Here is a 26481-nt window from a genome sequence, read left to right on the forward strand (position 1 = left end):
TCACATGACCTCGAACAGTCCCGCCGCGCCCTGGCCGCCGCCGACGCACATGGTCACCACCACGTGCCTCACGCCACGGCGCCGGCCCTCGATCAGCGCGTGCCCGACCAGGCGCGCACCGCTGACGCCGTAGGGATGCCCGACCGCGATCGCGCCGCCATTGACGTTGAGCCGTTCGTGCGGGATGCCGAGCCTGTCCATGCAGTACAGGACCTGCACCGCGAACGCCTCGTTGAGCTCCCACAGGCCGATGTCGTCGACGGTCAGTCCCGCGCTCTTCAGCAGCTTCGGCACCGCGAACACCGGCCCGACGCCCATCTCGTCGGCGTCGCAGCCCGCCACCGCGAAGCCGCGGAACACGCCCAGCGGCTGCAGTCCCCTGCGCTGCGCGGCATCGGCCGACATCAGCACCGACGCGGACGCGCCGTCGGAGAACTGGCTGGCGTTGCCGGCGGAAATCACGCCGCCTGGGATTGCGGTGCGGATCCCCGACACGCCTTCGTAGGTGGTATCGGCGCGCACGCCTTCGTCGGCCGACAGCGTGACCTCGCGCGTGCCCATCGCCTTCGTCGCCGGATCGGCCACGGCCATGCGCACGGTGATCGGCACGATCTCCTCGTCGAAGCGTCCGGCCGCCTGCGCCGCGGCGGCGCGCAGCTGGCTTTCGGCGCCGTAGCGGTCCTGGCGCTCGCGGTCGATGCCGTAGCGCTTGGCCACGTTCTCGGCGGTGTGCAGCATCGGCATGTAGATCGCCGGGTAGTGCCGCTGCATCCAGGTGTCTTCCAGCATGTGCTGGTTGATCGTGTTCTGCACCGTGGAGATGCACTCCACGCCGCCGGCCACGAACACATCGCCCTCACCGGCGACGATGCGCTGGGCGGTCTGCGCGATCGCCTGCAGGCCGGAGGCGCAGAAGCGGTTGACCGTGGCGCCCGCCACGCTCGCCGGAAGCCCGGCGCGGATCGCGGCCTGGCGCGCGATGTTGCTGCCGGTCGCGCCCTCGGGCCAGGCGCAGCCCATGACCACGTCCTCGACCTCCGCCGGATCGATGCCCGCGCGCTCGACCGCATGGCGCACCACGTGGCCGCCGACCGTGGCGCCGTGGGTCAGGTTGAGCGCGCCCTTCCAGCTCTTGGCCAGGCCGGTGCGCGCGGTGGAGACGATGACGGCTTCTTTCACGGGAGACCTCACGCGGCGGCGGCGCGCGGGCGCGCAACCGGATCGTTGAAGGAGCGGCCGGATTCGGCCAGTTCGACCAGCAGCGGCGCCGGCTCCCAGGCTTCGCCGCGGTGGCCGCGCGCGTAGCGGCGCATCGTCGCGAGCACGTTGTAGAGGCCGACCTGGTCGGCATGGAACATCGGCCCGCCGCGCCATACCGGGAAGCCGTAGCCGGACAGGTAGACGATGTCGATGTCGGAGGCACGCGCGGCGATGCCCTCCTCGAGGATGCGCGCGCCTTCGTTGGCCAGCGCGTACAGCAGCCGCTCGACGATCTCCTCGTCGCCGATCGCGCGGCGCGCGATGCCCTGCGCCTTCGACTGCCCGACGATCATCGCCTCGACCTCGGCCGAGGGCCGCGGCGTGCGGTCGCCCGGCACGTAGTCGTACCAGCCCTTGCCGGTCTTCTGGCCGTAGCGGCCCATCTCGCACAGCAGGTCGGCGTTCTTCGCGTAGACCATGCCGGGGCGCTCGAGGTAGCGGTGCTTGCGGATCGCCCAGCCGATGTCGTTGCCGGCGAGGTCACCCATCCGGAACGGCCCCATCGCAAAGCCGAACGCCTCGATCGCGCGGTCGACCTGCTGCGGCAGCGCGCCCTCGTCGAGCAGGAAGCCGGCCTGGCGCGCGTACTGCTCGATCATGCGGTTGCCGATGAAGCCGTCGCACACCCCCGACACCACCGCGGTCTTGCGGATCCGCTTGGCCATCGCCATCGCGGTGGCCATCACGTCCTTCGCGGTCTTGCCGCCGCGCACCACCTCCAGCAGCGGCATCACGTTGGCCGGGCTGAAGAAGTGCAGGCCCAGCACCTCCTGCGGGCGGCTGGTGAAGGCCGCGATCCTGTCCACGTCGAGCGTGGAGGTGTTGGTGGCGAGGATCGCGCCGGGCCTGGCCACGGCGTCGATCTTGGCGAACACCGCCTGCTTGACCTCGTACTCCTCGTACACCGCCTCGATGACGAGGTCGGCGTCGGCAAGCGCGTCGCAGGACAGCGAGGGCGTGATCAGTCCCATGCGCTGCTCGACCTGTTCGGCGGTGAGCTTGCCCTTCTTCGCGCTGTTCTCGTAGTTGCGGCGGATCGTGTCCAGGCCGCGATCCAGCGCCTCCTGCGTGGTCTCCACCAGCGCCACCGGGATGCCGGCGTTGAGGAAGTTCATGCTGATGCCGCTGCCCATGGTGCCGGCACCGACCACGCCGACCCGCTCGATCGGGCGCGGCTGCACGTCCGGGCCGACGTCTTCGATCTTGCTGGCGGCGCGCTCGCCGAAGAAGGCGTGGCGCAACGCGCGCGATTCGGGGGAATCCACCAGCACGGTGAAGCCCTCGCGTTCGACCGCGATGCCCTCGTCGAACGGCTTGAGCGAGGCGGCCACGGCATCCACGCAGCGCAGCGGCGCGGGAAAATTCTTCGAAGCCGCGGCCACGCCCATGCGCGCCCAGGCGAGGAAGCCCTGCGCATCGTCGTGCTCGACCTTGCGATCGCGTACGCGCGGGTGCGGCCGGCCTGCGGCAATCCTGTCCTTGAGCAGTTCGATCGCGGCCTCGACCACGTCGCCCTCGACCACGCGGTCGAACAGTGCGGTGCCTTCGAGCCGGGCGGCGGGCACCATCGCGCCGGACACGATCATGTTCAGCGCGGTTTCCAGCCCGACCACGCGCGGCAGCCGCTGTGTCCCGCCGGCGCCGGGCAGGATGCCGATCTTCACTTCCGGCAGGCCGACCTCGGCCTTTGCGTGCGCCACGCGGTAGTGGGTGCCGAGCGCGAGCTCCAGCCCGCCGCCCAGCGCGGTGCCGTTGATGGCGACCGCCACCGGCCTGGCGCTGGCTTCCACCGCCGCGATCAGATCGTGCAGGTTGGGCGCCTGCATGGCGCGCGGGGTGTTGAACTCCTTGATGTCGGCGCCACCCGAGAACACGCGGCCGCCGCCGGTGATGACGATGCCTGCGACCGTGTCGTCGGCATTGGCCACAGCCAGCGCTTCGGCCAGGCCGCGGCGGATGTCCAGGCCCAGTCCGTTGACCGGCGGGCTGTCGAAGGTGATGACGGCGATGTCGTCGCGCGATGTACGAGTTACGGCCATGTCGGTGCCTGCACCTTGCGGTGTGGGAAGGAAGGGAAGATCGATGCCTGCGCCAGGATCACGCGCCCGTCCCGGCGCGCTGCGCGAAGCGCCAGCCGAGTTCGGCCAGCATCGGCACCTGCGCGCCGAAGCGCAGCGCGTCCGGGTCGGTCGCCATGCCGGCGCGCGCGCGTGCGGCCACGCCCTGCAGGATCGCGGCGAGCCGGAACAGGTTGTAGGCCAGGCAGAAGTCCCAGTGCCCGCCGACGCTCGATCCGGTGCGGCGCTCGTAGGCGCGCACGTAGTCGTCCTCGCCGGGGATGCCGAGTGCGTCGAGGTCGAGGCCGCCGAGGCCGGCGAGGAAGCCAGGCGCGATGTGCCAGCTCATCACGTGGTAGCCGAAATCGGCCAGCGGATGACCGAGCGTGGACAGCTCCCAGTCCAGCACCGCCAGCAGCCGCGGCTCGTCGCGGGCGAACACGAGGTTGTCGATGCGGAAGTCGCCATGCACCAGCACCACCGGCTCATCGTGCTCGCGCGGCACATGCGCCGGCAGCCACGCGATCAGCCGCTCCATCGCCGCGACTTCGCCGTCGCGGCTGGCCGCGTACTGGCGCGTCCAGCGGGCGATCTGGCGCTCGAAGTAGCTGCCGCCGCGACCGTAGTCGCCCAGTCCCAGCGCATCCACGTCGAGCGTGTGCAGGGTGGCGATCGAAGCGTTCATCGCGTCATAGCGCGCGCCGCGCGCATCGCGCGACAGGCCCGGCAGGGACTGTTCGCGGAAGATGTCGCCGTCGACGAAGTCCATCACGTAGAAGCCGGCGCCGATGATCGTCTCGTCCTCGCACAGCGCGTGCACCGCCGGAACCGGCACGCCGCTGCCGGCCAGCGCCCGCTGCACCCGGAATTCGCGTTCGATCGCGTGCGCGGACGGCAGCAACTGCGTGCGCGGACCGGGGCGCGCGCGCAGCACGCAGTCGCGACGTGCGCTGCGCAGGCGCCAGCCCGGGTTGGAGCGCCCGCCGCCGAGGCGGTCGAACTGCAGTTCGCCGTCGAAGCCCTCCAGGTGCGCGCGCAGCCACGCCCGCAGGCGACCGGCGCCGGCCTCGACCGTCGGGAGCGGCGACGCACCGCTCACGCCGCCGCCCTCACCAGCACGCCGTCGCGCAGCACCGGCACCACGTCGCACGAATCGCAGGACGCCGCGTGCGCGATCTCTTCGTCCAACCCCGCCCGCGCCAGCATCCGACCGACCCGCGAACGGGCGAGCGCCGCGGCCGGCTCCGTGCCGGCGCAGGCGTATTCGGCCGCAAGCGCCGCGTCACTCGCCGCGTAGTCGGCGCACCCCCGCAGCGCGCGCACCAGGTGGCCCGCGCCAATGAAATCCTCCAGGCTGAAACGCCCCAGCGAGCCCGCGCACACCAGCAGCACCGGCCAGCCCGGGTGGACGCGGGCGATGTGGCGCGCCAGCGCTGCGGCGTTGGTCAATGCACCGGCATAGACCGCGCCCGCGTCGCTGCAGGCCGAGATCGCACGGGTGCCGTTGGTGGTGAAGTAGACCAGTTCGCCGCCGTCGCGCAGGCGCGCAGCCAGCGCCAGCGGCGTGGCGGGGGCATGGTCGGGCAAGGTGCGCGCAAGGTATTCGCCGGCAACCACCGCGCCCGGGCGCTGCCGGGCGGCGACACGTGCATCTTCGTCGTCACGCGCCGGGTAGACCGAGGCCACGCCGGCGTCGAGCGCGCGCACGATGGTCGAGGTCGCGAACAGCACGTCGACCACCACCACCACGCGTCCGCGCAGCCGCCCGGGATCCACGTCCTCGCGGCGGACGAGCACGTGCAGGCTGGGCAGCGAACCGGGATCCGGGTCGGTCACTTGAATTCCGTATAGTGGAACTTAATTCTGTACATTGGAATAATCTAGCCCCCATCTCCACGCATCGCAAGCGGCACGCGTGCTGCGTTGCACAACTTGCCGGGCCTTATCAGCGGGTTGCGCTTGCCGATCGCTCGGCATAGCATCGCGTTAATTGATGGAACTATGTTTCGACATACGGAACTTTATGGACCTGACACCCTCACCCCACGCACTAGCCCTTCAGCAGCGCCTGCTGTCCTTCCTGCAGGAGCGCGTTTGGCCAAGCGAGGCCGCCCACCTCGAGGAAGAGGCCGGGGCACGTGCCGCCGGCGATCCCTGGCGGGCCAGCGACGTGATCGAGCGGCTCAAGGCCGAGGCCCGCGCGCAGGGCCTGTGGAACCTGTTCCTGCCCAACTCCCCGCGCGCGCCCGAGGGCCTGTCCAACCTCGACTACGCACCGTTGTGCGAGCTGATGGGGCGGGTGCACTGGTCGCCCGAGGTGTTCAACTGCAGCGCGCCGGATACGGGCAACATGGAGGTCCTGGCGCGCTACGGCACCGAGGCACAGCAGGCGCGCTGGCTGGACCCCCTGCTCGAGGGCAGCATCCGCTCCGCCTTCCTGATGACCGAGCCGGCGGTGGCCTCGTCCGACGCCACCAACCTCGAATGCGCGATCCGCCGCGACGGCGACGAGTACGTGGTCGAGGGCCGCAAGTGGTACGCCTCCGGCGCCGGCGACCCACGCTGCAAGGTCTACATCGTCATGGGCATCACCGACCCGGATGCCGATCCGCACGGGCGCCACTCGATGATCCTCGTCCCCGCCGACACGCCCGGCATCCGCGTCGAGCGGGCGATGGACGTGTACGGCTACGACGATGCGCCGCACGGCCACATGCAGGTCGCGCTGGAGAACGTGCGCGTGCCCGCCTCCAACATGCTGCTGGGCGACGGCCGCGGCTTCGAGATCGCGCAGGGCCGGCTCGGCCCCGGCCGCATCCACCACTGCATGCGCGCGATTGGCCTGGGCGAGCGCGCGCTCGAGGCGATGTGCCGGCGCCTCGCCTCGCGCCAGGCCTTTGGCCGCGCCGTCTCGGAGTACTCGATCTGGCGCGAGCGCATCGCGCAGTCGCGCTGCCTGCTCGACCAGGCGCGGCTGATGGTGCTCAAGGCGGCGCGGATGATGGACACGGTGGGCAACAAGGCCGCGCGCAAGGAGATCGCGATGATCAAGGTGATCGCGCCGCAGGCGGCCGAGAAGGTCATCGACTGGGCGGTGCAGGCGCACGGCGCGGCCGGCGTCAGCCAGGACACCTTCCTGGCCAAGGCCTGGGCGCACACGCGCACCCTGCGCATGGCCGACGGCCCGGACGAAGTGCACCGCGAGACGATCGCCCGCCTCGAGCTCAGGAAGTACGCACCGCCCAGGGGAGGCCACTGACATGGGCAGCCCCAAACGCGACATCCAGACCCTGACCGTCGGCCTCGACGGCCACAACCCGCAGCTGGTGAATTCGGTGGTGCGCGCGTTCTCGATCCTGCGCTGCTTCGAGCGCACGCGCGGCAACCCGGACGAACGCTATCTCGGCAACCAGGACATCGCCAGGCGCACCCGCCTGCCCAAGGCCACCGTGTCGCGGTTGACGCAGACGCTGGCCACGCTGGGCTACCTCGAATACTCGCCGACGCTGGAGAAGTACGCGCTCGGCCCGGCCGTGCTCGGCCTCGGCCACGCCTACATGGCCGGCCACGACATCGTCGGCATCGCCCAGCCGCTGATGCAGGAGCTGGCCGACTACACCCAGTCGGCGGTGATGCTGGCCGTGCCCGAAGGCCTGCGCATGCTGCTGCTGGAGGTGTGCCAGGGCGACGAGATGTTCAACCTGCGCCTGGAAAAGGGCGCGCGCGTGCCGCACGGCACCACCGCGCTCGGTCGCGCCGACCTCGCCGCGCGCCCACGCGAAGTCTTTGAACAGCGCCTGGCCGAACTGGCGCACACCAGCAGCCCCGAAGCCTGGCCGCAGATCCGCGCCGGGATCGAGCGCGCGCGCCAGGATTACGAAACCTACGGCTTCGTGTTCTCGCTGGGCGACTGGAACCCCGACGTGTTCGCGGTCGGCGTGCCGATGGTGTCGGCCGACCGCACCCGCCACTTCGCCTTCAACATCAGCGGCCGCGTCTCGGTGATGACGCGCGACAAGCTGGTGCAGGACTACGGGCCGCGCCTGGTGGCGCTGCGCAACCGCGTCTACGAGGCCACCGAAGGCCGCTTCTGAATCCCGGGGAGGATCACCACATGAAAGCCGTCGTCTGCGAGGCCTGGGGCACGCCCGACTCGCTGCAGGTCAAGGACATGCCGCTGCCCGCACCGGGCCCCGGACAGGTGCGCGTGCGGGTGCGCGTGGCCGCGGTGAATTTCCCCGACGCACTGATGGTCGCGGGCAAGTACCAGCTCCGCCCCGATTTCCCGTTCGCGCCCGGCTCCGAATTCTCCGGCACGGTCAGCGCGGTCGGGGAAGGCGTGGCGTCGCCGGAGGTCGGCGACAAGGTCGTCGGGAGCGCGTCGTTCGGCGCATACGCCGAAGAAGTCGTTGCCGAAGCCGGCCACCTCATCGTCCTGCCGGACGACACCGGCGACGAGGAACTGGAACTGGCCGGCAGCTTCCTGCTGACCTACGGCACCTCCTACCACGCGCTCAAGGACCGCGCCGGGGCGAAGCCTGGCGAAATCCTGCTGGTGCTCGGCGCCGGTGGCGGCGTCGGCCTGGCGGCGGTCGAGCTGGGCAAGCGCATGGACCTGCGCGTGATCGCGGCGGCGTCCAGCGAAGCCAAGCGCGAGGCGGCGCGCTCGCGCGGCGCGGACGAGGTCGTCGACTACACCGCCGACGGCTTCCGCGACCGGATCAAGGCACTCACCGGCGGGCGCGGCGTCGACATCGTCTACGACCCGGTCGGCGGCGACATCAGCGAGACGGCATTGCGCAGCATCGGCTGGCGCGGCCGCCACCTGGTCGTCGGCTTCGCCGCCGGCGAGATCCAGAAGCTGCCGGCCAACCTGCTGCTGCTCAAGGGCAGCGCACTGGTCGGCGTGTTCTGGGGCGACTTCGTACGCCGCGAACCCGAGGCCAACGCCGCCAACACCCGCCAGTTGCTCGCATGGCTGCGCGAGGGCGCGCTGCGGCCGCTGGTGTCCACGCGCTACCCGCTGTCGCAGGCACCCGCCGCGCTCAACGCCCTGCTCGGCCGCGAGGCCGTGGGCAAGCTGGTGGTCTTGCCGCAGCTACACGACTGAGCCTCGCCCGGCCACGACAACAGGAGCCACCGATGCCGCGTTCCCCGCACTGGCCCCCCGGACTGCCGCACCACCTCGAGCTGCCGCAGACCTCGCTGTACGAGAATCTCGCCACCAGCGCGCGCCGTTACCCGCGGCGCCCGGCCACGATCTTCTACGGCGGCGAGCTGTCCTATGCCGAACTCGATGCACAGGCGGTCGCGCTGGCCGGCTTCCTGCAGCAGCGCTGCGGCGTGGCGCGCGGCGACCGCGTGGCGCTGTTCATGCAGAACTGCCCGCAGTTCGTCGTCGCCTTCCACGCGATCCTGCGCGCGGACGCGGTGGTGGTGCCGGTCAACAGCATGAACCGGCTGGAGGAAGTGCGGCACATCGTCCGCGACAGCGGGGCGCGGGTGGCGCTGGTGGCGCAGGAACTGCTGCCGGAACTGCTGCCGCTCAAGGGCGAACTGCTCGACCACGCCATCGTCGCCACCTACGCCGACTACATCGACCCCGCCACCGACCTGCCATTGCCGGATGTGGTGGCGATGCCGCGTGCGCACGTCGAAGGCACCGTCGCCTGGGCCGATGCGCTGGCGCAACAGCTGGTGCCGGCCGAATGCCTCTCCGGACCGGACCATCTGGCGGTGATGCCCTACACCTCCGGCACCACCGGCAACCCCAGGGGCTGCCTGCACAGCCACCGCAGCGTGATGCACACCACCGTCGCCGGGCCCGAATGGTGCTTCGCGCCGAAGGACACCGTGGTGCTTGCCAACCTGCCGATGTTCCATGTCACCGGCATGCAGAACGGCGTCACCACGCCGGTCTGGCGCGGCAACACCATCGTGGTGATGACGCGCTGGGACAAGCGCTGCGCGGCGCTGCTGATCGAACGCCATCGCGCCGGCTCCTGGACCGCGATCCCGACCATGCTGATGGACTTCCTCAACCAGGACCTGTCGGCCCACGACCTGTCCTCGATGCACATCCTCACCGGCGGCGGCGCGGCGATGCCCAAGGCGGTTGCCGAACGCATCCGCCAGCTGTGGGGCATCGACTATGTCGAGGGCTACGGCCTGTCCGAAACCATGGCGCCGACACACCTCAATCCGGTGCATCGCCCGAAGGCGCAGTGCCTGGGCCTGCCGATCTTCGACGTCGACGCGCGCGTGGTCGATCCGCAGACCTTCGAGGAACTGCCGGTGGGCGAGGTCGGCGAGATCGTCAGTCACGGGCCGCAGGTGATGCTTGGTTACCACGGCCGGCCGCAGGACGACCGCGACACCTTCGTGGAGATCGACGGCAAGCGCTTCCTGCGCACCGGCGACCTGGCCTACGTCGACGACGAGGGCTACTTCTTCATGGTCGACCGGCTCAAGCGCATGATCAACGCCTCCGGCTTCAAGATCTGGCCGGCCGAGGTCGAGGCACTGCTGTACGGACACCCGGCGGTGCAGGAAGCCTGCGTGATCGGCATTCGCGACGCGCACCGCGGCGAAAGCGCAAAGGCGATCATCGTGTTGCGCGAAGGCCACGACGCCAGCGAAGCCGGGATCATCGAATGGGCGCGCGCGAACATGGCCGCCTACAAGGTGCCGCACGCGGTCGAATTCAGGCCCGCGCTTCCGCGCAGCGCCACCGGCAAGGTGCAGTGGCGCGCGCTGCAGGAAGCCGAAGACGGACGTGCGCCATGAGCGGCGCGCGCGACGTGCGGCCCACGCCCGAAAAGACCGGCTGGCGCTGGGGTCCGTTCACCTTCCGCCTGCCGTTCCTGCATACGCGCCCGTGCTGGCAGGAGCTGCTGCAGGGCACGCTGGTCGCGACCGCGACCGGACTGGCGCTGGTGCCGATTCTCACCGGCTACTTCGGCATGGACTTCGAGCAGGCCATCGCCGCCACCCTGCTGTTCAGCGTCTTCCTGGTCATGTCGCTGTGGGGCTTTGGCGATCCCTACGCGCCGGGCTGGAACACGCCGGCGCTGCCGCTGGTGCTGGCCTTCGTGCTCGCGCGCTACGACACCCCCGACCTGCGCTTCCAGGCGATGACCGCGTTGTCGCTGCAGTTCGCCGTGCTGGTGTTCGCACTCGGCATCACCGGCACCGGGCCGCGCCTGATCGCGTGGTTGCCGCCAACGCTGCGCGCCAGCATCCTCATCGGCTCGGCGCTGGCCGCGTTCCACCAGGTCTTCATCACCGATGCGCCGCGCTTCCTGCACAAGCAACCGATCTCGATCCTGCTGGCCTGCGCGATCTGCCTGATGTGCGTGTTCTCCGCGCCGCTGCACCGCTGGCAGGCGCGCTTCGGCTGGCTGCGCACGCTCACCTCGCTGGGCCTGCTGCCCGGCTTCCTCGCAGCCGCCCTCATCGGCCCGCTGGTGGGCGAGGTGCACTACCAGATCGAGTGGGGCTGGCTGCTGCCGCCGGTCGGCGAGGCGGTCGCGAAAATGTCGCCGTTCTCGATCGGCTGGCCGTCGGCGTCGATGTACTTCGACGTGGTGCCGCTGGTGCTGCTGACCTACGTGATCCAGTTCGGCGACTGGGTGACAGGCGATGCGGTGGTGCGCGAAGCACAGCCGTCGCGCCCCGACGATCCGATCCGCATCGATCCGCGCCGCTCGCACCTGGTGCTGGCACTGCGCAACGCCGGCTCGGCGCTGGTGGCGCCGTTCTTCCCGGCGCAGGGCTCGCTGTGGACGGGCGTGCATGTCGTGGTCGCCACGCGCTGGCGCGAGGGCCCGCGCTCGATGCGCGACCTGCACAGCGGCCTGATCTCCTACTACCTGATGGGCCTGCCGGTCATCTACTTCCTGATGCCCCTGCTGACCGGGGTGCAACCGCTGCTGGGCGTGGCGCTCGCGATCACCCTGGTGACCTCGGGCTTCGCCTGCGCCTACATCGGCATGGCCATCCCGCGCAACAACGCCGAGCGCGGCAGCGCGCTGCTGGGCGGCGTGGCACTGGCGCTGTTCGATCCGTGGATCGCGCTGGCGGTGGCAGTGGCCTGCTGGTTCCTGCTGGTGGGGCGCGAGCAGAAGGGTTCGCCGTCGCCAGCGCCCATCCCGGCATCCGACATCCACGAGCAGCAGGCATGAACGCACGCGACGGCTACCGCCACTTCCTCGCCATCCCCACCCGCTGGAAGGACAACGACGTCTACGGCCACGTCAACAACGTCGAGTACTACAGCTACTTCGACACGGTGATCAACACGTACCTGATCACCGAAGGTGGGCTCGACATCCACCGTGGCGCCGCGATCGGCCTGTGCGCCGAATCGCACTGCCGATTCCTGCGCGAGATCGCCTTTCCCGGCAGCGTCGACGCCGGGCTGCGCGTGGAGAAGCTGGGCAACAGCAGCGTGCGCTATGGCATCGCCCTGTTCCGCGCCGGCGAGGACGAACCAGCGGCCGAAGGCTGGTTCGTCCATGTATTCGTCGACCGCGACGGCCGCCGCAGCACGCCGATCCCCGCGCGCATCCGCGCCGCGCTGCAGCCGCTGCTGGCGCCGCCGGCGTGATCACCATGCGCGCGGCGGTGCTGCGCTCGAGCGCTGCGCCCGCGCCGTACGCGCAATCACAGCCGCTGTCCATCGAGACGGTGCGCCTGCTGCCGCCCGGTCGCGGCGAGGTGCTGGTGCGCGTGCGCGCGGCGGGGCTGTGCCATTCGGATCTTTCCGTCATCGACGGCTCGCGCCCGCGGCCGTTGCCGATGCTGCTCGGCCACGAGGCGGCCGGCGAGGTGGTTGAAGCAGGCGACGGCGTGACCACCCTGCGCACCGGCGGCCAGGTGGTGTTCTCGTTCGTGCCGATGTGCGGTCACTGCGGCCCCTGCGCCTGCGGCCGCCCGGTGCTGTGCGAGCCCGGCGCGGCGGCCAACGCAGCAGGTCGCCTGCTGGCAGGCGGCATGCGGCTGCGCGACGCGAGCGACGCGCCGTTGCACCACCATCTGGGCGTGTCAGGCTTTGCCGAGTACGCGGTGGTGTCGGAGCACTCGGCCGTGCGCGTGGATCCCGCGCTGCCGCCCGACATCGCCGCACTGTTCGGCTGCGCGGTGATGACCGGCGTCGGCGCGGTGGTCAACACCGCCGCGGTGCGCCCGGGAGAATCGGTGGCGGTGTTCGGGCTGGGTGGCGTCGGCCTGTCGGCACTGCTGGGCGCGGTCGCCTGCTCGGCGTGGCCGCTGGTCGCGGTCGACGTGGTGCCGGACAAGCTGGCACTGGCGCGCGAACTCGGGGCCAGCCACTGCATTGATGCGCGCGATGGCGACGTCGCCGCCGCGATCCGCGACATCAGCAACGGCGGCGTCGAGCACGCCATCGAAACCGCAGGCAGCGAGGCAGCGCTGGCCGCGGCCTATGCCGCCACCCGGCGCGGCGGCACCACCGTCACCGTTGGTCTGCCCGCACCCGGACGCGCATTCAGCGTGCCGGCGGTGAGCCTGGTGGCCGAGGAGCGCACGGTGAAGGGTTCCTACATGGGATCGGCCGTGCCGCGGCGCGACATTCCCCGCTACATCGCGCTGTACCGCGCGGGCCGCCTGCCGGTGGACCGGCTGCTCACGCACAGGCTGTCTTTGGACGGGATCAACGCCGGCTTCGACCGCCTCGCACGCGGCGAGGCGATCCGGCAGGTGGTGCTGTTCGAAGACTGACGCAGCCCGGTGGGCGCGCCCCGATCGCACCGCGCTCGAGATGCAGGCACGCCCGATGGGCCGCATCGCACCTGCCACGCGCCAGCCACGCCCGATCGGCAGGCGCGCAAAAAAGGTTCTTCTCCCATTCGAGGGGGTTAGCCGGATTGCAGGCGAATGGATCAGGCCTGCGGCCGGGGGTCGTTCCGGGGCGGGGGTTGCTCTCCGGCTCGGTCAGCCATCCATGGCTGACTCGCCGCCGCAGCGCATCCATGCGCTGCTTTCCGCAACCCCCGCCCCGGAACAACCATCGCCCAGTCACTGGCATGGCTTGGAAAAAGCTCCCACCGAAGCATCGCAGCATCAGTCGCAGTGAGCCGTGTCCTGGCGAGCGGGGATCGCGACAAGCAAAACATGGATGTTTTGCGCGCGAGTCAGGGCATGATGCCCTGACCGAGCGAAAAGCGATCCCCGGTCGACAGGGCGCGGCGTCCATTCGAAGCCCGCGTGGGACTTTCCGCGATCGTGTCCACCTTCTCCCTTGATTGGGAGAAGAACCAAAAAAAACGGCCGGCCCCGCGAGGGGCCGGCCGCTGCATTCAAGCCGCCTTGCGTGCGCCGATCAGGCGCGCGAGTCGAAGCGCTGGCTGCTGCGGGCTGGACGCGTTGCCGGCTTGCCGGTGTGCGCATGTGCGTGCGCGCCGCGGTCGGCCGGCTTGCCATGCCCACGGGCACCGGCCTTGCGCGGGGTGCGCTGGCCGCCGGGCTTCTGCTGGTCCGGACGCTGCGCCGCCCGGCCTCCCGCCGGCTGCCCACGCTGCTGGCCGCCACCGTTCTTCGGGATCGGCGCGTCGAGGCGGATCGGGCGCGTCGGCTCGAAGCCATCGACCGTCTGCATCACGATGTCGGCCTTGAGCATGCGCTGGATCTGGCGCAGCAGGCCGCCTTCTTCCGGTGCCACCAGCGAAAGCGCTTCGCCCGTGGCGCCGTTGCGGCCGGTGCGGCCGATGCGGTGCACGTAATCCTCGGCCACCATCGGCAGGTCGTGGTTGATCACCAGCGGCAGGCTGGGGATGTCCAGGCCGCGCGCGGCCACGTCGGTGGCCACCAGGATGCGCGCCTTGCCCGACTTGAACTGGTCCAGGGCCTTCTGACGCTGCGCCTGGCTCTTGTTGCCGTGGATCGCCAGCGCCGGCAGGCCGGCCTTGTCGAGCTGTTCGGCGAGGCGGTTGCAGCCATGCTTGGTCTTGCCGAAGATCAGCACCTGGTCGGTGTGGCGGCGGCTGAGGATCTCGACCAGCAGGTCACGCTTGCGCGAGGCATCGACCGGATGCACGCGGTGGACGATGGTCTCGGCGATGGTGTTCTTCGCGGCGACCTGCACCTCCACCGGATTCCTGAGCAGTTCCATCGCCAGGCCGCGGATACGCGGCTCGAACGTGGCGGAGAACAGCGCGGTCTGGCGCTCCTGCGGCACGCGCGAAAGCACGCGCTTGATCGAGGGCAGGAAGCCCATGTCGAGCATGCGGTCGGCCTCGTCGAGCACCAGCATCTCGACCGCGTCGAGCTTGGCGTGGCCCGAATCGAGGTGGTCGATCAGCCGGCCCGGGCAGGCGACCAGGATGTCGACGCCACGACGCAGGTTGTCGATCTGCGGCTGCATGCCAACGCCGCCGAAGATCATGGTCACGTTCAGCCGCAGGTGGCGGCCGTAGGTCTTGATGCTCTCGGCCACCTGCACCGCGAGCTCGCGGGTCGGCACCAGCACCAGGGCGCGCGGCTTGCGCGGACCCTTGGGCGGCGTTTCCTTGGACAGCTTCTGCAGCAGCGGCAGGCCGAATGCGGCGGTCTTGCCGGTGCCGGTCTGCGCAGCGCCCAGCAGGTCCTTGCCCGACAGCAGCGCGGGGATGGACTGGGCCTGGATCGGCGTGGGGGTGGTGTAGCTGGCATCGGACAGCGCGCGCAGCAACGCGGGCGAAAGCCCGAGGGATTCAAACGTCATGTGGATTGCACTCCTTCACAGCCGCAGTACTTCGTGCCGTGCATCCACCGGGTGGGCACGGGCATCGAATCAGCACCTTTCGACTGGCTTGCCCGGAACCATCCAGATCCGCGTTGCGGGCAATATTTGACGGCTGCCGGAGGTTCCGGGCCGTGTCTGCGCGACGAAAGACGTGCGGGAGAGGACGCCGCCGGGGAGTGCCCGGGGCCGGCCTGCCAGGATCGTGAACCTGCGCGAGGCAGGGGCAGCCGTGTTGCAAACGCCGCCATTGTAGGGGCTGGACCCCTGCCTGCGCCAGCCTTGGGCCGCCCATCGGCCCTGGCCGGTCAGCTGGCAGCGTGCCTGCGCCCACGCTGGGACCCCGATGGCAATCGTTGCGCCGAGGCCACCGGCCGCCCACTGGAACCGGTGCGCCCGCCTGTGACACCCTTTGCGGGTTCCCACCACGCGAAACGCCGCATGTCCTTCCGCACGCCGCAATCGAGTCCCGGAATCACCCTCGCCCGCCTGCTGCTCGCAAGCGTCCTCATCGTCATGGGCGCATGGCGCCTGTGGAACGTGGTGCAGGGCGGCAAGTCCAGCGGCGAGATGCTCAGCTTCAGCGTGGCCGGGCTACTGGTCGGACTGGCGGTCGCGGGAGGCTGGCGGCTGCGCTGGAGCGCCCTGCTGGCCGCGGCCCTGGTGTTGGCCGAGGCGGTGCTCTGGCATCCATTCTGGTCGCAGGGCGAGCCTGCGCGCAGCGCGCAGTTGCTGCACTTCATGAAGAACGCCGCCCTCGTTGGCGGCTTCCTGCTGCTCTCGCTGACCGCGCCCACGCGGAGACGCTGACCCCGGTGGCCGCCGAAGCCGACCCGGCCAGCCTGGTCAAGGTGGTCGCCCTGTTGGGCGCGGCGGTGGTGGCGGTGCCACTGTTCCGCAAGCTGGGGCTGGGGTCGGTGCTGGGCTACCTCGCCGCCGGACTGGTGATCGGCCCGTTCGGGCTGGGATGGTTCTCGCACCCCCAGTCGATCCTGCATTTCGCCGAACTCGGCGTGGTGATGTTCCTGTTCGTCGTCGGGCTGGAGATGCGGCCCTCGCACCTGTGGGGGCTGCGGCGACAGATTTTCGGCCTCGGCACGCTGCAGATCGGGCTCGCCACCCTGGCGCTGACCGCAGTCGGGTTCGGGTTCGGCTTCCCGCTGCCGGTGGCGTTCATCGGCGGCGCGGGCTTCGTGCTGACCTCGACCGCGATCGTGATGCAGCTGCTGGGCGAACGCGGCGACATCGCCCTGCCCCGCGGCCAGCGCATGGTCTCGGTCCTGCTGTTCGAGGACCTGCTGATCGTGCCGCTGCTCGCGCTGGTGGCCTTCATGTCGCACGCGCCGGTGGATCCGGACGCGCCGCCCCGGCTGGTCAGTTTCGGCATCGCAGTCGCTTCCCTGGCGGCGCTGATCGTGGCCGGCCTGTTCCTGCTCAACCCGCTGTTCCGGATCCTGGCCGCCGCCAAGGCGCGCGAGGTGATGACGGCAGCGGCGCTGCTGGTCGTGCTGGGCGCCGCGTTGCTGATGGAGATGGGCGGGCTGTCGATGGCGATGGGTGCCTTCCTCGCCGGCGTGCTGCTTTCGGAGTCCACGTTCCGGCACCAGATCGAGGCCGACATCGAGCCGTTCCGCGGCATCCTGCTCGGCCTGTTCTTCCTCGCCGTGGGCATGTCGCTCGACCTCGCGGTGGTGCGCGGGAACTGGCAGCTGATCGCGCTCGCGGTGCCGGCGATGATGCTGGCCAAGGGCCTGTGCATCTACCTGGTCGCGCGCCTGCTGCGCAGCAGCCACGGCGATGCCCTGGACCGCGCGACGCTGATGGCGCAGGGCGGCGAGTTCGCCTTCGTGCTGTATTCGGCCGCCGAAGCCGCAGGCGTCATCAGCGGCGAGACCAACGACAGCTTCACCGCGACCGTGGTGCTGTCGATGGTGCTGACGCCGCTGGTGGTGCTGGCCACCCGCCGGCTGGTGCCGAAGCACCGGCCATCGCTGGACGGGGTCGAAGCGGTCTCGGGCCAGGCCGGCAGCGTGCTGATCATCGGCTTCGGCCGCTTCGGCCAGGTGATGAGCCAGTCGCTGCTTGCGCGCGACGTCGACGTGACCATCATCGACACCGATATCGAGATGATCCAGAGCGCGGCCGGCTTCGGCTTCCTGGTGTACTACGGCGACGGCGGGCGGCTGGACGTGCTGCACGCCTCGGGCGCGGGTTCGGCGCGCGCGATCGCGGTCTGCATCGACAACCCCGCGACCGCCGACCGGATCGTGCTGCTGGCGAAGCAGCATTTCCCGCAGGCCAGGCTGCTGGTGCGCTCCTACGATCGCCAGCATTCGCTGAAGCTGGTCAACGCCGGCGTCGATTTCCAGATCCGCGAGACCTTCGAGTCGGCGGTGTCATTCGGCGAAGCCGCGCTGCGGGCGATCGGCGTGCCCGCCGACGAGGCGGCGCAGATCGCCGCCCAGGTGCGGCGCCTGGACGCTGAACGCTTCGAGCTGGAAACCGCGGAGAACGCCACCAGCGCGGGCATCCCGCTGCTGCTCAAGAACACCGATGGCGGCGCCGCTCCGCGGCCGACGCCGTTCACCCCGCCCCGGCGCCAGAGCCAGCGGATCGACGGGCCGGGTGGAGACCATCCTCCCGGAGCGTCGGGCCCGCCGGAAAGCTGACCGCCTGATTGCCTGATGCCCTGATTCTGCACGCCGGGGCCGCCACCGCCTGGACCGGGCCGGCGCCGCGCATGACCTCCGACACCCGCAGGCTGCCGGGCGCGGGCGTACAGTGCGCCCACATCGGCGTCGGCGGGGCCGTCGTCGCCGTCCACAGATCCGGAGACTGCCTTGAGCGCAACCGCCCCACGCCTGCTGCTGCTTTCCCTTGCCGTGACCTTTGCCCTGTCCGCCTGCCGCGGGGACGACGCGCCCGAAGCGGCGACCGTGGCGCCGGCTGCGACGCCGCCCGCCTTCACCCTCGACGAGGCCAGCCTGCCGGCCGTCAACCGGTTCCAGTTCGCCGACCTGGACGACAGCCGCAACGCCTGCGTCGATTTCGCCGGTTACGCGAACGCGAAGTTCCTCGCCGCCAACCCGGTGCCGGGCGACCGCACCAGCTGGGGCGCGTTCGAGATGCTCGACGAGCGCTCCACCGCGATCCAGCGCCAGCTGGCCGAACACGCCGCAGGCCTCGACAACGCCACCGGCGTGGAGAAGCTGGTCGGCGACTTCTGGGCCACCGGCATGGACGAGGCCAAGATCAATGTCCAGGGCATCGAGCCGCTGAAGGACGAACTGGCCGCGATCGACGCGCTGTCCGACAGCGCGGGCATCGTGCAGTGGCTGCAGCAGACCGCGGCCAAGGGCCAGGGTTTCCTGATCGGCGTCGGCGCAATGCCCGACTTCCAGGATTCCTCGATCAACATCGCCGCCACCGGCCAGGGCGGCCTGGGCCTGCCCGATACCACCTACTACAGCGACGACAAGCACGCTCAGATCCGCGAGGCCTACGTGGCCCATATCGCGAAGGTGCTGGAACTGTCCGGCGTGCCCGCGGCCGATGCGCAGCAGCAGGCCAAGGACGTGATGGCGTTCGAGACGCGGCTGGCGAAGGTGTCGAAGTCGCGCGCGGAGCTCTCTCGCGATGTCTCGCTGTACTACAACCCGATGCAGGTCGCCGACGCGGACAAGCTGACGCCGAATTTCTCGTGGACGAAGTTCTTCGAGGCCCAGGGCATCGCGCAGCCGAAGCTGTTCTCGGTGTCGGTGCCCGACTACTTCAAGGAACTCGACGCGATGCTGGCCGACGTGCCGGTCGAGCAGTGGAAGAGCTACCTGCGCTTCCACGTGGTCGACGGCGCGTCGCCCTACCTGTCCGACGCGTTCGTGCAGCAGCACTACGAGTTCCACAACAAGACGCTCAGTGGCCAGAAGGAAATGAAGCCGCGCTGGAAGCGCGTGCTCGACACCATCAACGGCCAGGTCGACGAAGCGATGGGCCAGATGTACGTGGACGTGGCCTTCCCGGCCGAGTCCAAGGCCAAGATGGAAGCACTGGTCGCCAACCTGGGCGATGCGCTGAAGGCGCGCATCCAGAACCTGGAGTGGATGAGCGAGGAAACCAAGGCCAAGGCGCTGGAGAAGCAGGCCGCCTTCACCACCAAGATCGGCTACACCGACAAGTGGCGCGACTGGAGCGGCCTGTCCACCAGCCGCGACAGCTATCTCGACAACGTGCTGGCGGCGCAGGCGTTCAACTACCGCTTCTCGATCGGCAAGATCGGCGAGCCGGTCGACAAGACCGAGTGGCAGATGCCGCCGCAGATGGTCAACGCCTACTACAACCCGCTGCAGAACGAGATCGTGTTCCCGGCCGCGATCCTGCAGCCGCCGTTCTTCGATCCCGAGGCCACCGACGAGGTCAACTACGGCGGCATCGGCGCGGTGATCGGCCACGAGATGAGCCACGGTTACGACGACCAGGGCAGCCGCTTCGGCGCGACCGGCAAGTTCGAGAACTGGTGGACCGAGGCCGATGCGGCCGCGTTCAAGGAGCGCACCGGCAAGCTGGTCGCACAGTTCGACGGCTACAAGACCGCCGACGGCCGCGCGCTCAACGGCACCCATACGCTGGGCGAGAACATCGGCGACCTGGGCGGCTTGGCCATGGCCTACGACGCGATGAAGAAGGCCGCCGGCGACACGCCGGATCCGATGACCGACGGGCTGACGCGCGACCAGCGCTTCTTCCTGAACTGGGCCACGGTGTGGCGCCGCAACTTCACGCCCGAAGAGCTGAGCAAGCGCCTGGTCACCGATGAGCACGCGCTGGCCGAATTCCGCGCCATGGGTGCCCCGTCGAACCTGCCGGCGTTCGCCGCGGCCTTCAACTGCAAGCCCGGCGACCCGATGGTCCGCGACGGCGACAAGCAGGTCGTGATCTGGTAAGCGGACGTTCTCGTTACGCGCTCCTGGAAAAGCCCGGCAAATGCCGGGCTTTTTCTTTGTCGAAGCGAGTGGCTGCGCGGAAGTTTGTCGGGATTCCAACCTGCCTTCCCGTTGCCTGGCTTCGGCCAGAAGCCCCGCCCTGTCGCCTGGGAGTCGCTTTTCCCTCGGTCAGGGCCTCCTGCCCTGACTCGGGCGCGCACCATCCATGGCGCGCTTGTCGCGACCCCCAGCCGCCAGTGCGGGGCTCGCGCCAATTCAATCTCCGGACTTCGGTGGGAAGGGAGGTCATTCGACAGTCCTTCCTTGCTCCGGCAGCCTCCCCAGATCAATCATCCACGAGCTCGCCGTGGACTTGGCAACCCGCAGGCACGACACCAGAAGTCGCGACGCCGCAGTGACCCGGGGGGAGAGGGCGCAAGCGGCACATGGATGTGCCGCGGCCGCGAGTGCGCACATGGACGTGTGCCCGAGCGGTGCGCCCTCTCACCCCGGGGCGCTGCGGCCCATCCGAAGTCGCGTGCGGCGGGGGTGAAGGCGACAACGGGGGTCTTGCTAGAATCCCGGGCTCCCCGTCATCCCGGACCTGCTCCATGCCGATCCAGAAGCCGCTTGTCGTTGCCCTCGCCGCCAGTCTCGTGCTGGTGCTGGCGTCCAGTGATGCCGACGCCCAGCGCAAGCGCCGCGCCGCGCAGCCGGCGACGCCCGCGATCACCGCGTGCAGTGACTTCTACAGCTTCGTCAACAAGGACTGGCTGGCCGCCAATACCGTCGTCGCCGGCAGCGGCCGGGTTTCGGCGCTCGGCACCCTGGGCCAGCGCGCACTGCTGCAGCAGCGGGCCCTGCTCGACGAGGCCGTGCTGAACCCGCAGAACGACGTGCAGCGCCTGCTTGGCGACTTCTGGGCGAGCGGCATCGACGAGGCGGCGATCGAACGCGACGGCGCCCAGCCGATCGCCTCGCTGATCAGCCGCATCAACGCCATCAAGCGCAGCAAGGATGTGGCGCCGTCGATCGCCGCCCTGCACCAGGTCGGGATCCCGGTGGCGTTCAACTTCACTGCCGACATCGACATGGGCGACTTCAACCGCCATGTCGGCTATTTCTCGCAGGGCGGCCTGGCCCTGCCCGATCCGGCCTTCTACACCCGCGAGGACGCCGACACCCGCGCCCTGCTCGGCCGCTACACCGAGTACGTCGAGAAGATCCTCGCCCTCACCGGCACGCCCGCCGACCAGCTCAAGGACGAGATGGCGCTGGTGCTGGACCTGGAAACCCGCATCGCGCGCTTGTCGCGCCCGATCACCTCGCTGCGCGACCCACGCGAGAACTTTGCGCCGGTGCCGACCGCAGGCTTCGCCAAGCAGTTCCGCAACCTGCAGCTGGCCGACTTCCTGGAGGCCCAGGGCGTCACCGCCGAATCGGTCTCGATGGTCCACCCCGACTACTTCACCCAGCTCGACGGCCTGGTGCGCACGCTCAAGCCGGCGCAGTGGAAGGTCTACCTGCGCTACCAGATCGGCAACGCGATGGCGCCGTACCTGTCGAAGGATTTCCGCGACGCCGACTTCTCCTTCAACGGCCGCGTGCTGCGCGGCTGGTCGGCACCGCCGGTGCGCGACGCACAGGTGCTGGATGCGATCAACCGCGCCGCCGGCCCGATGATGGCGCGCGAATACGTCGCCAGGTTCCTGCCCGAGACCACCCGCTCGCGCGCCGAATCCATCGCCGGCGATGTGCGTGGCGCCCTGCTGCGCGCGGTCGAGCGCAACAGCTGGATGTCGGACGCCGCGCGCACCGAGGCCAAGGCCAAGCTGGAATCGCTCGCCATCGAGGTCGGCGCCCCGCGCGACGACATCGACTACACCGTGCAGCCGATGGGGCGCACCAGCTTCGGCAGCAACATGCTGATCGCATCGACCTGGCACCATCGCGAAGAGATGCGCCGCATCGGCCGCGCCGACGCGCATCGACGCTGGGACCTGCTGCCGCAGGAACCTGCGCTGGCCTACGACCTGGCCCACAACCGGCTGGTCGTCTCCGCCGCCGCGCTGCAGGCGCCGGTGCTGGACATGGAGCAGGACATGGCCGCGCAGTACGGCAGCTTCGGCGCCCTGGTCGGCCACGAACTCAGCCGCGCGGTCGACCTCAAGGGCCAGCTGGTCGATGCCTCGGGTAACGTGCGCAGCTGGTGGACACCGGAAGACGAGGCTGCGTTCGCCGCCCGTGCCAACCAGCTGGCCACGCAGTACGCGTCCTACCCCTATCCGGCCACGACCGGGCTGCGCGTCGACGCCGCGCTGACGCGCGAGCAGAACGTCGCCGACCTGGCCGCGGTTGAGCTGGCCTTCGACGCCCTCGCCAGCGCCCAGCCGACGCTCGACAACGCCGCGCGCGAGTCGTTCTTCGGCGCCTGGGCCGGGCTGTGGCGCGAACAGCTGGCGGCGGACACCGCGACCCAGGACGCCTCGACCCGGCCCCATGCACCGGGCCAGTGGCGCGCGAACGGGCCGCTGGTCAACCATCCGGCCTTCGTCGAGACGTTCAAGTGCAAGGCGAGCAACGCGATGACGCGCAAGCCCGAGGAGCAGGTTTCGATCTGGCGCTGAGTGAACGCCCCTGTAGGAAGGCTTCAGTCGCGCGCTCACGAATGGCGCGCGATCCCGGCATCGCGCCGCGGTGTTCGCGGCTGAAGCCGCTCCTACAAGCAGCACGGCGAAGGCGAACCGTTCCTGTTGTAGGAGCGGCTTCAGCCGCGATCGCCACCCCAACGACTCATCCCGCCCCGTGGGTGTTTCCTAGACCACGCGCCGGATGCGCCTGCCGCCGAACGGCGGCTGGCCGCGCCAGTGCCGGATCAGCAGCCAGCCGAACAGCATGCCGCCCAGGTGCGCGAAGTGGGCCACGCCCGAACGCGTGCCGGTGACGCCGAGCACCAGTTCGACCAGGCCGTAGACGATCACCAGCGTGCGCGCCTTCATCGGCACCGGCGGGATCAGCAGCATCACCCGCTGGTTCGGGAACAGCATGCCGTAGGCGAGCAGCAGCCCGAACACGCCGCCCGATGCGCCCAGCGTGGGGTAGAAGCCGCCACCGTTGCGCACCCCCCAGGACACCACCGCCAGCTGGCACAGCCCGGCGCCGACCACGCACACCAGGAAATAGGTCAGGAACCGGCGCTGGCCCCACGTGTATTCGAGCTGCGCGCCGAACATCAGCAGCGCCAGCATGTTGAACAGCAGGTGCGCGATGTTGCCGGGGCTGTGCATGAAGCCGTGGGTGAGCAGCTGCCAGGGCATGAACCCCTGCTGCGCATACGGCGCCAGCTCGGACGGCAACCAGGGCCAGAGCATCAGCGGATCGAGCGCGGACCCGAGCAGCAGCTGCAGCGCGAAGACCGCGCAATTGGCGATCAGCAGGGCCTTGGTGACGGGGGGAAGGTTGGTGAACATCGGCGCTCCTGCACGGTCGTCCATGATAACGGTGGATGCCTGCGCGGCCGGTCGACGCGCGGCGGGATGGTCTTTCCCGCGGATATCGCGGCGCTCAGGCGCCCGGCCCCCACAGCGCGGCATCCAGGTCGTCGTCCGCATCGGCGCGCGGCATGCGCACGCGGCCCTTCTCCAGCACCACGCCTTCCGCGCGCAGCCGCCGCACCTGTTCACGGAAGCCAGGCGAGCCCGGCGGAAATGCGATCTTCCCGTCGCTGCGCAGGATGCGGTGCCAGGGCAGCGTATCGTCCTCGTTGCCGGACAGCAGCCGCGCCACCATCCGCGCGCGCCCGGGCAGGCCGGCGCGGCGCGCGATCTGCCCGTAGCCGGCAACCGCGCCACGCGGCACGTCACGGATCGCGGCCATGATGCGGGCGGCGGGCAGGTCGGCAGACACGGCGTCCATCGGCGACTAGGATATCCGTTCCGTCCGTGCGAGCCATCCGCGCCATGCAGAACTTCGAACAGATCCGCGGTCACCTCCTCGGCGGCGAGTTCCGGGTCACCATGCAGGAGCCGTACGTGATGTGCGTGGAGCTGACGCTCGACGCGGGGCGCCGCCACCAGGCGATCTTCCTGTCCGAGATCCAGGACGACGATGGCCGCAACTACCTGCGCACCAGCACCGTGATCGCGCCGATCACCGGCATCGACGCGCGCCGCGCGCTTGCCTTCAACTGGAGTACGCGCGTGGGCTACCTGGCCATCGGCGAACTCGATGGCGTGCCCTACCTGCAGCTGTGCGAGAACCGCCCCTACGACGGCCTGACCGCCGCCGAAGTCGGCCGGGTCCTGTACGAGATCGGCGGCATGGGCGACCGCCTGGAGCGCGCGCTCTCGGCCGAAGGCGACCTGCTGTAGGGAAACCGGGGTCGGATCAAAACTGGAAACCGGGGTCAGAGTCCCTTTTCGCTGTGTGATATCGCGGGTGCAGTACGTTGCCAGAGCGAAAAGGGACTCTGACCCCAACCCCGCGCCTTACGCCCAGCCCATGCCCTGCATCAGCCGGAACAGGCCGTAGGCGATGCCGGCCGACATCGGGATGGTCAGGATCCAGGCCCAGATCATCTTGTGGACCACGGTCAAGTTGATCGCGTTCAGGCGCTTGGCCGTGCCCACGCCCATGATCGCCGCCGAGATGTTGTGCGTGGTCGAGACCGGGATGCCCAGCGACGAGGCCGCCAGGATCACCGAGGCGGCGCTGGTCTCGGCCGCGAAACCGTGGATCGGATGCAGCTTGACCAGCTTGTGGCCAAGCGTCTTGATGATCCGCCAGCCGCCGGCGGCGGTGCCGGCCGCCATCACCAGGGCGCAGCTCACCTTGATCCAGGTTTCGATGTCGCCATCGACCAGCGCGCCTTCGGACGGGTGCAGGAACGCCAGCCAGCCCGGCAGATCGTCCAGCGTGCCGGCCGCCTGCGCGCTGACCAGGGTGAGCGCGATGATGCCCATGGTCTTCTGCGCATCGTTCATGCCGTGGGCAAAGCCCATGCCGGCGGCGCTGACGATCTGCGCCTTGCCGAAGAAGCCGTTGACCCAGCGCGGCCGCGCGAGCCATGCCAGCACCCCGCCGCTGCGCGCCATCATCGAAATCACGAAGAACAGCACGCCCATCATCAGGAAGCCGGCCGCGAAGCCCAGCACCGGCGAGGACACCATCGGCACGACCACCTTCCACAGCACGCCGGCGCTGTGGTAGATCGGCTCGGCCGGCTCCGACCAGATCACCACGCCGACGTCGTTGTAAGCCGCCGCCAGCGCCGCGCCGATCAGGCCGCCAATCAGCGCATGCGAGGACGAGGACGGCAGCCCGAACCACCAGGTGACCAGGTTCCAGGTGATGCCGCCCAACAGCGCGCACAGGATCAGCTGCGAACCGACCTCGATCACGCCGGCGTCGATCAGCCCCGACGCGATGGTCTTGGCCACCGCTGTGCCGGCCAGCGCGCCAATCAGGTTCATGGAGGCTGCCAGGCCCACCGCCTGCATCGGCGAGAGCACCTTGGTCGCGACCACGGTCGCGATCGAGTTGGCGGTGTCGTGGAAACCGTTGATGTACTCGAACACCAGCGCGGTGATCACCACGATCAGGACCAGGGTCAGCATCGTCGCGGCCCGGTCAGGAGTTCTTGAGCACGATTTCGTAGGCGACCACGCCGGCCTCGCGGCAGCGGTCGATCGCCTTTTCCAGGATCTCGAAGAATTCCTTGAGCAGGAACATCTGCAGCGGATCGAGCCTGCCCGAATAGATGTCGCGGTACAGCTCGAGCATCAGCCGGTCGGCCTCGTTCTCCAGTGAGCGCAGCCGGTCGTTGAGCGCCTTCATCGGCTCGAGCTTCATCGGGCGCAGGGCCTTGACCATCTGCACCACCACTTCGGAGGCCTGTTCGAGCATCGCCGCGCGCGGCGCGAAATCGATGTGCTCCAGGTGCTGGGTGGCCAGCGAGTAGCGGTCGGCGAACTTCTCGATCTGCTTGGGGATCTTGTACAGGGCCGAGCCCAGCGCCTCGATGTCCTCGCGCTCGATCGGGGTGATGAAGCTGTCCACCAGCGCCTGGCTGATCTTGTCCGAGGCTTCGCGCTCGCGCAGCCGGGCGAGCTTGAAGGCATCCAGCGCCGGCTGGCGGTCGGCCTCCTTGAGCATGGCGTGCAGGGCCCTGGCCGCGTCGTTGGCCGCCACCGCGGCGTCCTCGAGCAGCGAATAGAACTGGTTGCCCTGGCCGAACATGGTCTGCAAGGAGAACATCGGAAGATCCCGCCGTCTCGGGGTGGACGGCCTTCGGGGCGGAATTATGACCGTTCGATGACGCCCACGGCCATCGCCGCAAGTTCCCGCATGCGAGATGGCCTTGCCGGACAGGGTGTTATGATCCGCTGCCGCGCCCCCGTGCCGCGCCGCCGCCCCATGGACGACGACCCTCCCCCGCCTCTCCGCTGGCCAAGCAATGACCGTCCCATCCGCCCGGCGCCTGCATTGAGCGTCGCGCGAACGGCAT

Annotated in this window: 21 protein-coding genes; 12 read left to right on the forward strand and 9 right to left on the reverse strand. The window is 69.8% G+C overall.

From position 1 onward, the window contains the following. The 4 genes from ACW5EG_RS11815 to ACW5EG_RS11830 are packed head-to-tail and all read right to left on the reverse strand — an operon-like array spanning nucleotide 1 to nucleotide 5153. Complete coding sequence (locus ACW5EG_RS11815) at nucleotides 1-1179, reverse strand: acetyl-CoA C-acyltransferase (protein WP_457021573.1); 1179 nt, start codon at nucleotides 1177-1179, stop codon at nucleotides 1-3. Nucleotides 1180-1187: 8 nt separating this feature from the next. Beyond that, nucleotides 1188-3299: a 3-hydroxyacyl-CoA dehydrogenase NAD-binding domain-containing protein gene (locus ACW5EG_RS11820; RefSeq protein ID WP_457021575.1), complete on the reverse strand. Its 2112-nt coding sequence runs from the start codon at nucleotides 3297-3299 to the stop codon at nucleotides 1188-1190. Between the two features lie 58 nt (nucleotides 3300-3357). Beyond that, nucleotides 3358-4416 carry a phosphotransferase family protein gene (locus ACW5EG_RS11825; protein WP_457018782.1) on the reverse strand — a complete coding sequence of 353 codons (1059 nt, stop codon included), beginning with the start codon at nucleotides 4414-4416 and terminating at the stop codon, nucleotides 3358-3360. After that, nucleotides 4413-5153 carry a 2-phosphosulfolactate phosphatase gene (locus ACW5EG_RS11830; protein WP_457018781.1) on the reverse strand — a complete coding sequence of 247 codons (741 nt, stop codon included), beginning with the start codon at nucleotides 5151-5153 and terminating at the stop codon, nucleotides 4413-4415. Before ACW5EG_RS11830 ends, ACW5EG_RS11825 begins: the two co-directional genes overlap by 4 nt. Before the next feature lie 187 nt (nucleotides 5154-5340). On the opposite strand from ACW5EG_RS11830, the gene ACW5EG_RS11835 reads away from it, so the two are divergent. Genes ACW5EG_RS11835 through ACW5EG_RS11865 form a run of 7 tightly spaced genes read left to right on the forward strand, consistent with a single transcriptional unit; the run spans nucleotide 5341 to nucleotide 13058 of the window. Further along, nucleotides 5341-6576, forward strand: coding sequence for an acyl-CoA dehydrogenase family protein (locus ACW5EG_RS11835; protein ID WP_457021577.1), 1236 nt, complete (start codon nucleotides 5341-5343; stop codon nucleotides 6574-6576). A gap of 1 nt (nucleotide 6577) precedes the next feature. Continuing rightward, a complete protein-coding gene (locus ACW5EG_RS11840) occupies nucleotides 6578-7411 on the forward strand; it encodes an IclR family transcriptional regulator (protein ID WP_457021579.1) in 834 nt (277 codons plus the stop codon). A 20-nt stretch (nucleotides 7412-7431) separates the two neighbouring features. Further along, on the forward strand, nucleotides 7432-8427 hold the full coding sequence (locus ACW5EG_RS11845; RefSeq protein ID WP_457018778.1) for an NADPH:quinone oxidoreductase family protein: 996 nt from the start codon (nucleotides 7432-7434) through the stop codon (nucleotides 8425-8427). A 32-nt stretch (nucleotides 8428-8459) separates the two neighbouring features. After that, on the forward strand, nucleotides 8460-10103 hold the full coding sequence (locus tag ACW5EG_RS11850) for a long-chain-fatty-acid--CoA ligase (protein WP_457018777.1): 1644 nt from the start codon (nucleotides 8460-8462) through the stop codon (nucleotides 10101-10103). Continuing rightward, nucleotides 10100-11500 (forward strand): hypothetical protein, encoded by a 1401-nt coding sequence (locus ACW5EG_RS11855; RefSeq protein WP_457018776.1) that lies wholly within the window; start codon nucleotides 10100-10102, stop codon nucleotides 11498-11500. Before ACW5EG_RS11850 ends, ACW5EG_RS11855 begins: the two co-directional genes overlap by 4 nt. After that, complete coding sequence (locus tag ACW5EG_RS11860) at nucleotides 11497-11925, forward strand: acyl-CoA thioesterase (RefSeq protein ID WP_457018775.1); 429 nt, start codon at nucleotides 11497-11499, stop codon at nucleotides 11923-11925. The genes ACW5EG_RS11855 and ACW5EG_RS11860 overlap by 4 nt, the downstream gene beginning before the upstream one ends. Before the next feature lie 5 nt (nucleotides 11926-11930). After that, nucleotides 11931-13058 carry a zinc-dependent alcohol dehydrogenase family protein gene (locus ACW5EG_RS11865; RefSeq protein WP_457018867.1) on the forward strand — a complete coding sequence of 376 codons (1128 nt, stop codon included), beginning with the start codon at nucleotides 11931-11933 and terminating at the stop codon, nucleotides 13056-13058. 601 nt (nucleotides 13059-13659) lie between these two features. On the opposite strand, the gene ACW5EG_RS11870 is transcribed toward ACW5EG_RS11865, so the two are convergent. After that, on the reverse strand, nucleotides 13660-15039 hold the full coding sequence (locus tag ACW5EG_RS11870) for a DEAD/DEAH box helicase (RefSeq protein ID WP_457018774.1): 1380 nt from the start codon (nucleotides 15037-15039) through the stop codon (nucleotides 13660-13662). 459 nt (nucleotides 15040-15498) lie between these two features. Between ACW5EG_RS11870 and ACW5EG_RS11875 the strand changes: the two genes are divergently transcribed. The 4 genes from ACW5EG_RS11875 to ACW5EG_RS11890 all read left to right on the forward strand — a co-directional run bounded on the left by ACW5EG_RS11875 (nucleotide 15499) and on the right by ACW5EG_RS11890 (nucleotide 22603). Next, entirely contained in the window at nucleotides 15499-15867 is a 369-nt protein-coding gene (locus ACW5EG_RS11875; RefSeq protein ID WP_457018773.1) for a hypothetical protein, read from the forward strand. 5 nt (nucleotides 15868-15872) lie between these two features. Next, nucleotides 15873-17726: a monovalent cation:proton antiporter-2 (CPA2) family protein gene (locus ACW5EG_RS11880; RefSeq protein WP_457021581.1), complete on the forward strand. Its 1854-nt coding sequence runs from the start codon at nucleotides 15873-15875 to the stop codon at nucleotides 17724-17726. Between the two features lie 195 nt (nucleotides 17727-17921). Beyond that, the gene (locus tag ACW5EG_RS11885) at nucleotides 17922-19997 is read left to right on the forward strand and encodes a M13 family metallopeptidase (protein WP_457021810.1); all 2076 of its coding nucleotides are present in this window, start codon (nucleotides 17922-17924) and stop codon (nucleotides 19995-19997) included. Between the two features lie 590 nt (nucleotides 19998-20587). Continuing rightward, a complete protein-coding gene (locus tag ACW5EG_RS11890) occupies nucleotides 20588-22603 on the forward strand; it encodes a M13 family metallopeptidase (RefSeq protein ID WP_457018771.1) in 2016 nt (671 codons plus the stop codon). Between the two features lie 189 nt (nucleotides 22604-22792). On the opposite strand, the gene ACW5EG_RS11895 is transcribed toward ACW5EG_RS11890, so the two are convergent. Continuing rightward, a complete protein-coding gene (locus tag ACW5EG_RS11895) occupies nucleotides 22793-23446 on the reverse strand; it encodes a rhomboid family intramembrane serine protease (RefSeq protein ID WP_457018770.1) in 654 nt (217 codons plus the stop codon). A gap of 94 nt (nucleotides 23447-23540) precedes the next feature. Then, complete coding sequence (locus ACW5EG_RS11900) at nucleotides 23541-23891, reverse strand: MGMT family protein (protein ID WP_457018769.1); 351 nt, start codon at nucleotides 23889-23891, stop codon at nucleotides 23541-23543. 26 nt (nucleotides 23892-23917) lie between these two features. Here ACW5EG_RS11900 and ACW5EG_RS11905 point away from each other — a divergent pair, with 26 nt between their 5' ends. Beyond that, nucleotides 23918-24346, forward strand: coding sequence for a hypothetical protein (locus ACW5EG_RS11905; RefSeq protein ID WP_457018768.1), 429 nt, complete (start codon nucleotides 23918-23920; stop codon nucleotides 24344-24346). A gap of 117 nt (nucleotides 24347-24463) precedes the next feature. Here the strand turns inward: ACW5EG_RS11905 and ACW5EG_RS11910 are convergent, their stop codons facing one another. Together ACW5EG_RS11910 and ACW5EG_RS11915 are read right to left on the reverse strand one after the other, a co-directional pair. After that, nucleotides 24464-25591 carry an anion permease gene (locus ACW5EG_RS11910; protein WP_457018767.1) on the reverse strand — a complete coding sequence of 376 codons (1128 nt, stop codon included), beginning with the start codon at nucleotides 25589-25591 and terminating at the stop codon, nucleotides 24464-24466. 13 nt (nucleotides 25592-25604) lie between these two features. Beyond that, complete coding sequence (locus ACW5EG_RS11915) at nucleotides 25605-26231, reverse strand: DUF47 domain-containing protein (protein WP_457018766.1); 627 nt, start codon at nucleotides 26229-26231, stop codon at nucleotides 25605-25607. Nucleotides 26232-26481 lie beyond the last annotated feature (250 nt).

The organism is Luteimonas sp. A611, assembly GCF_054072715.1.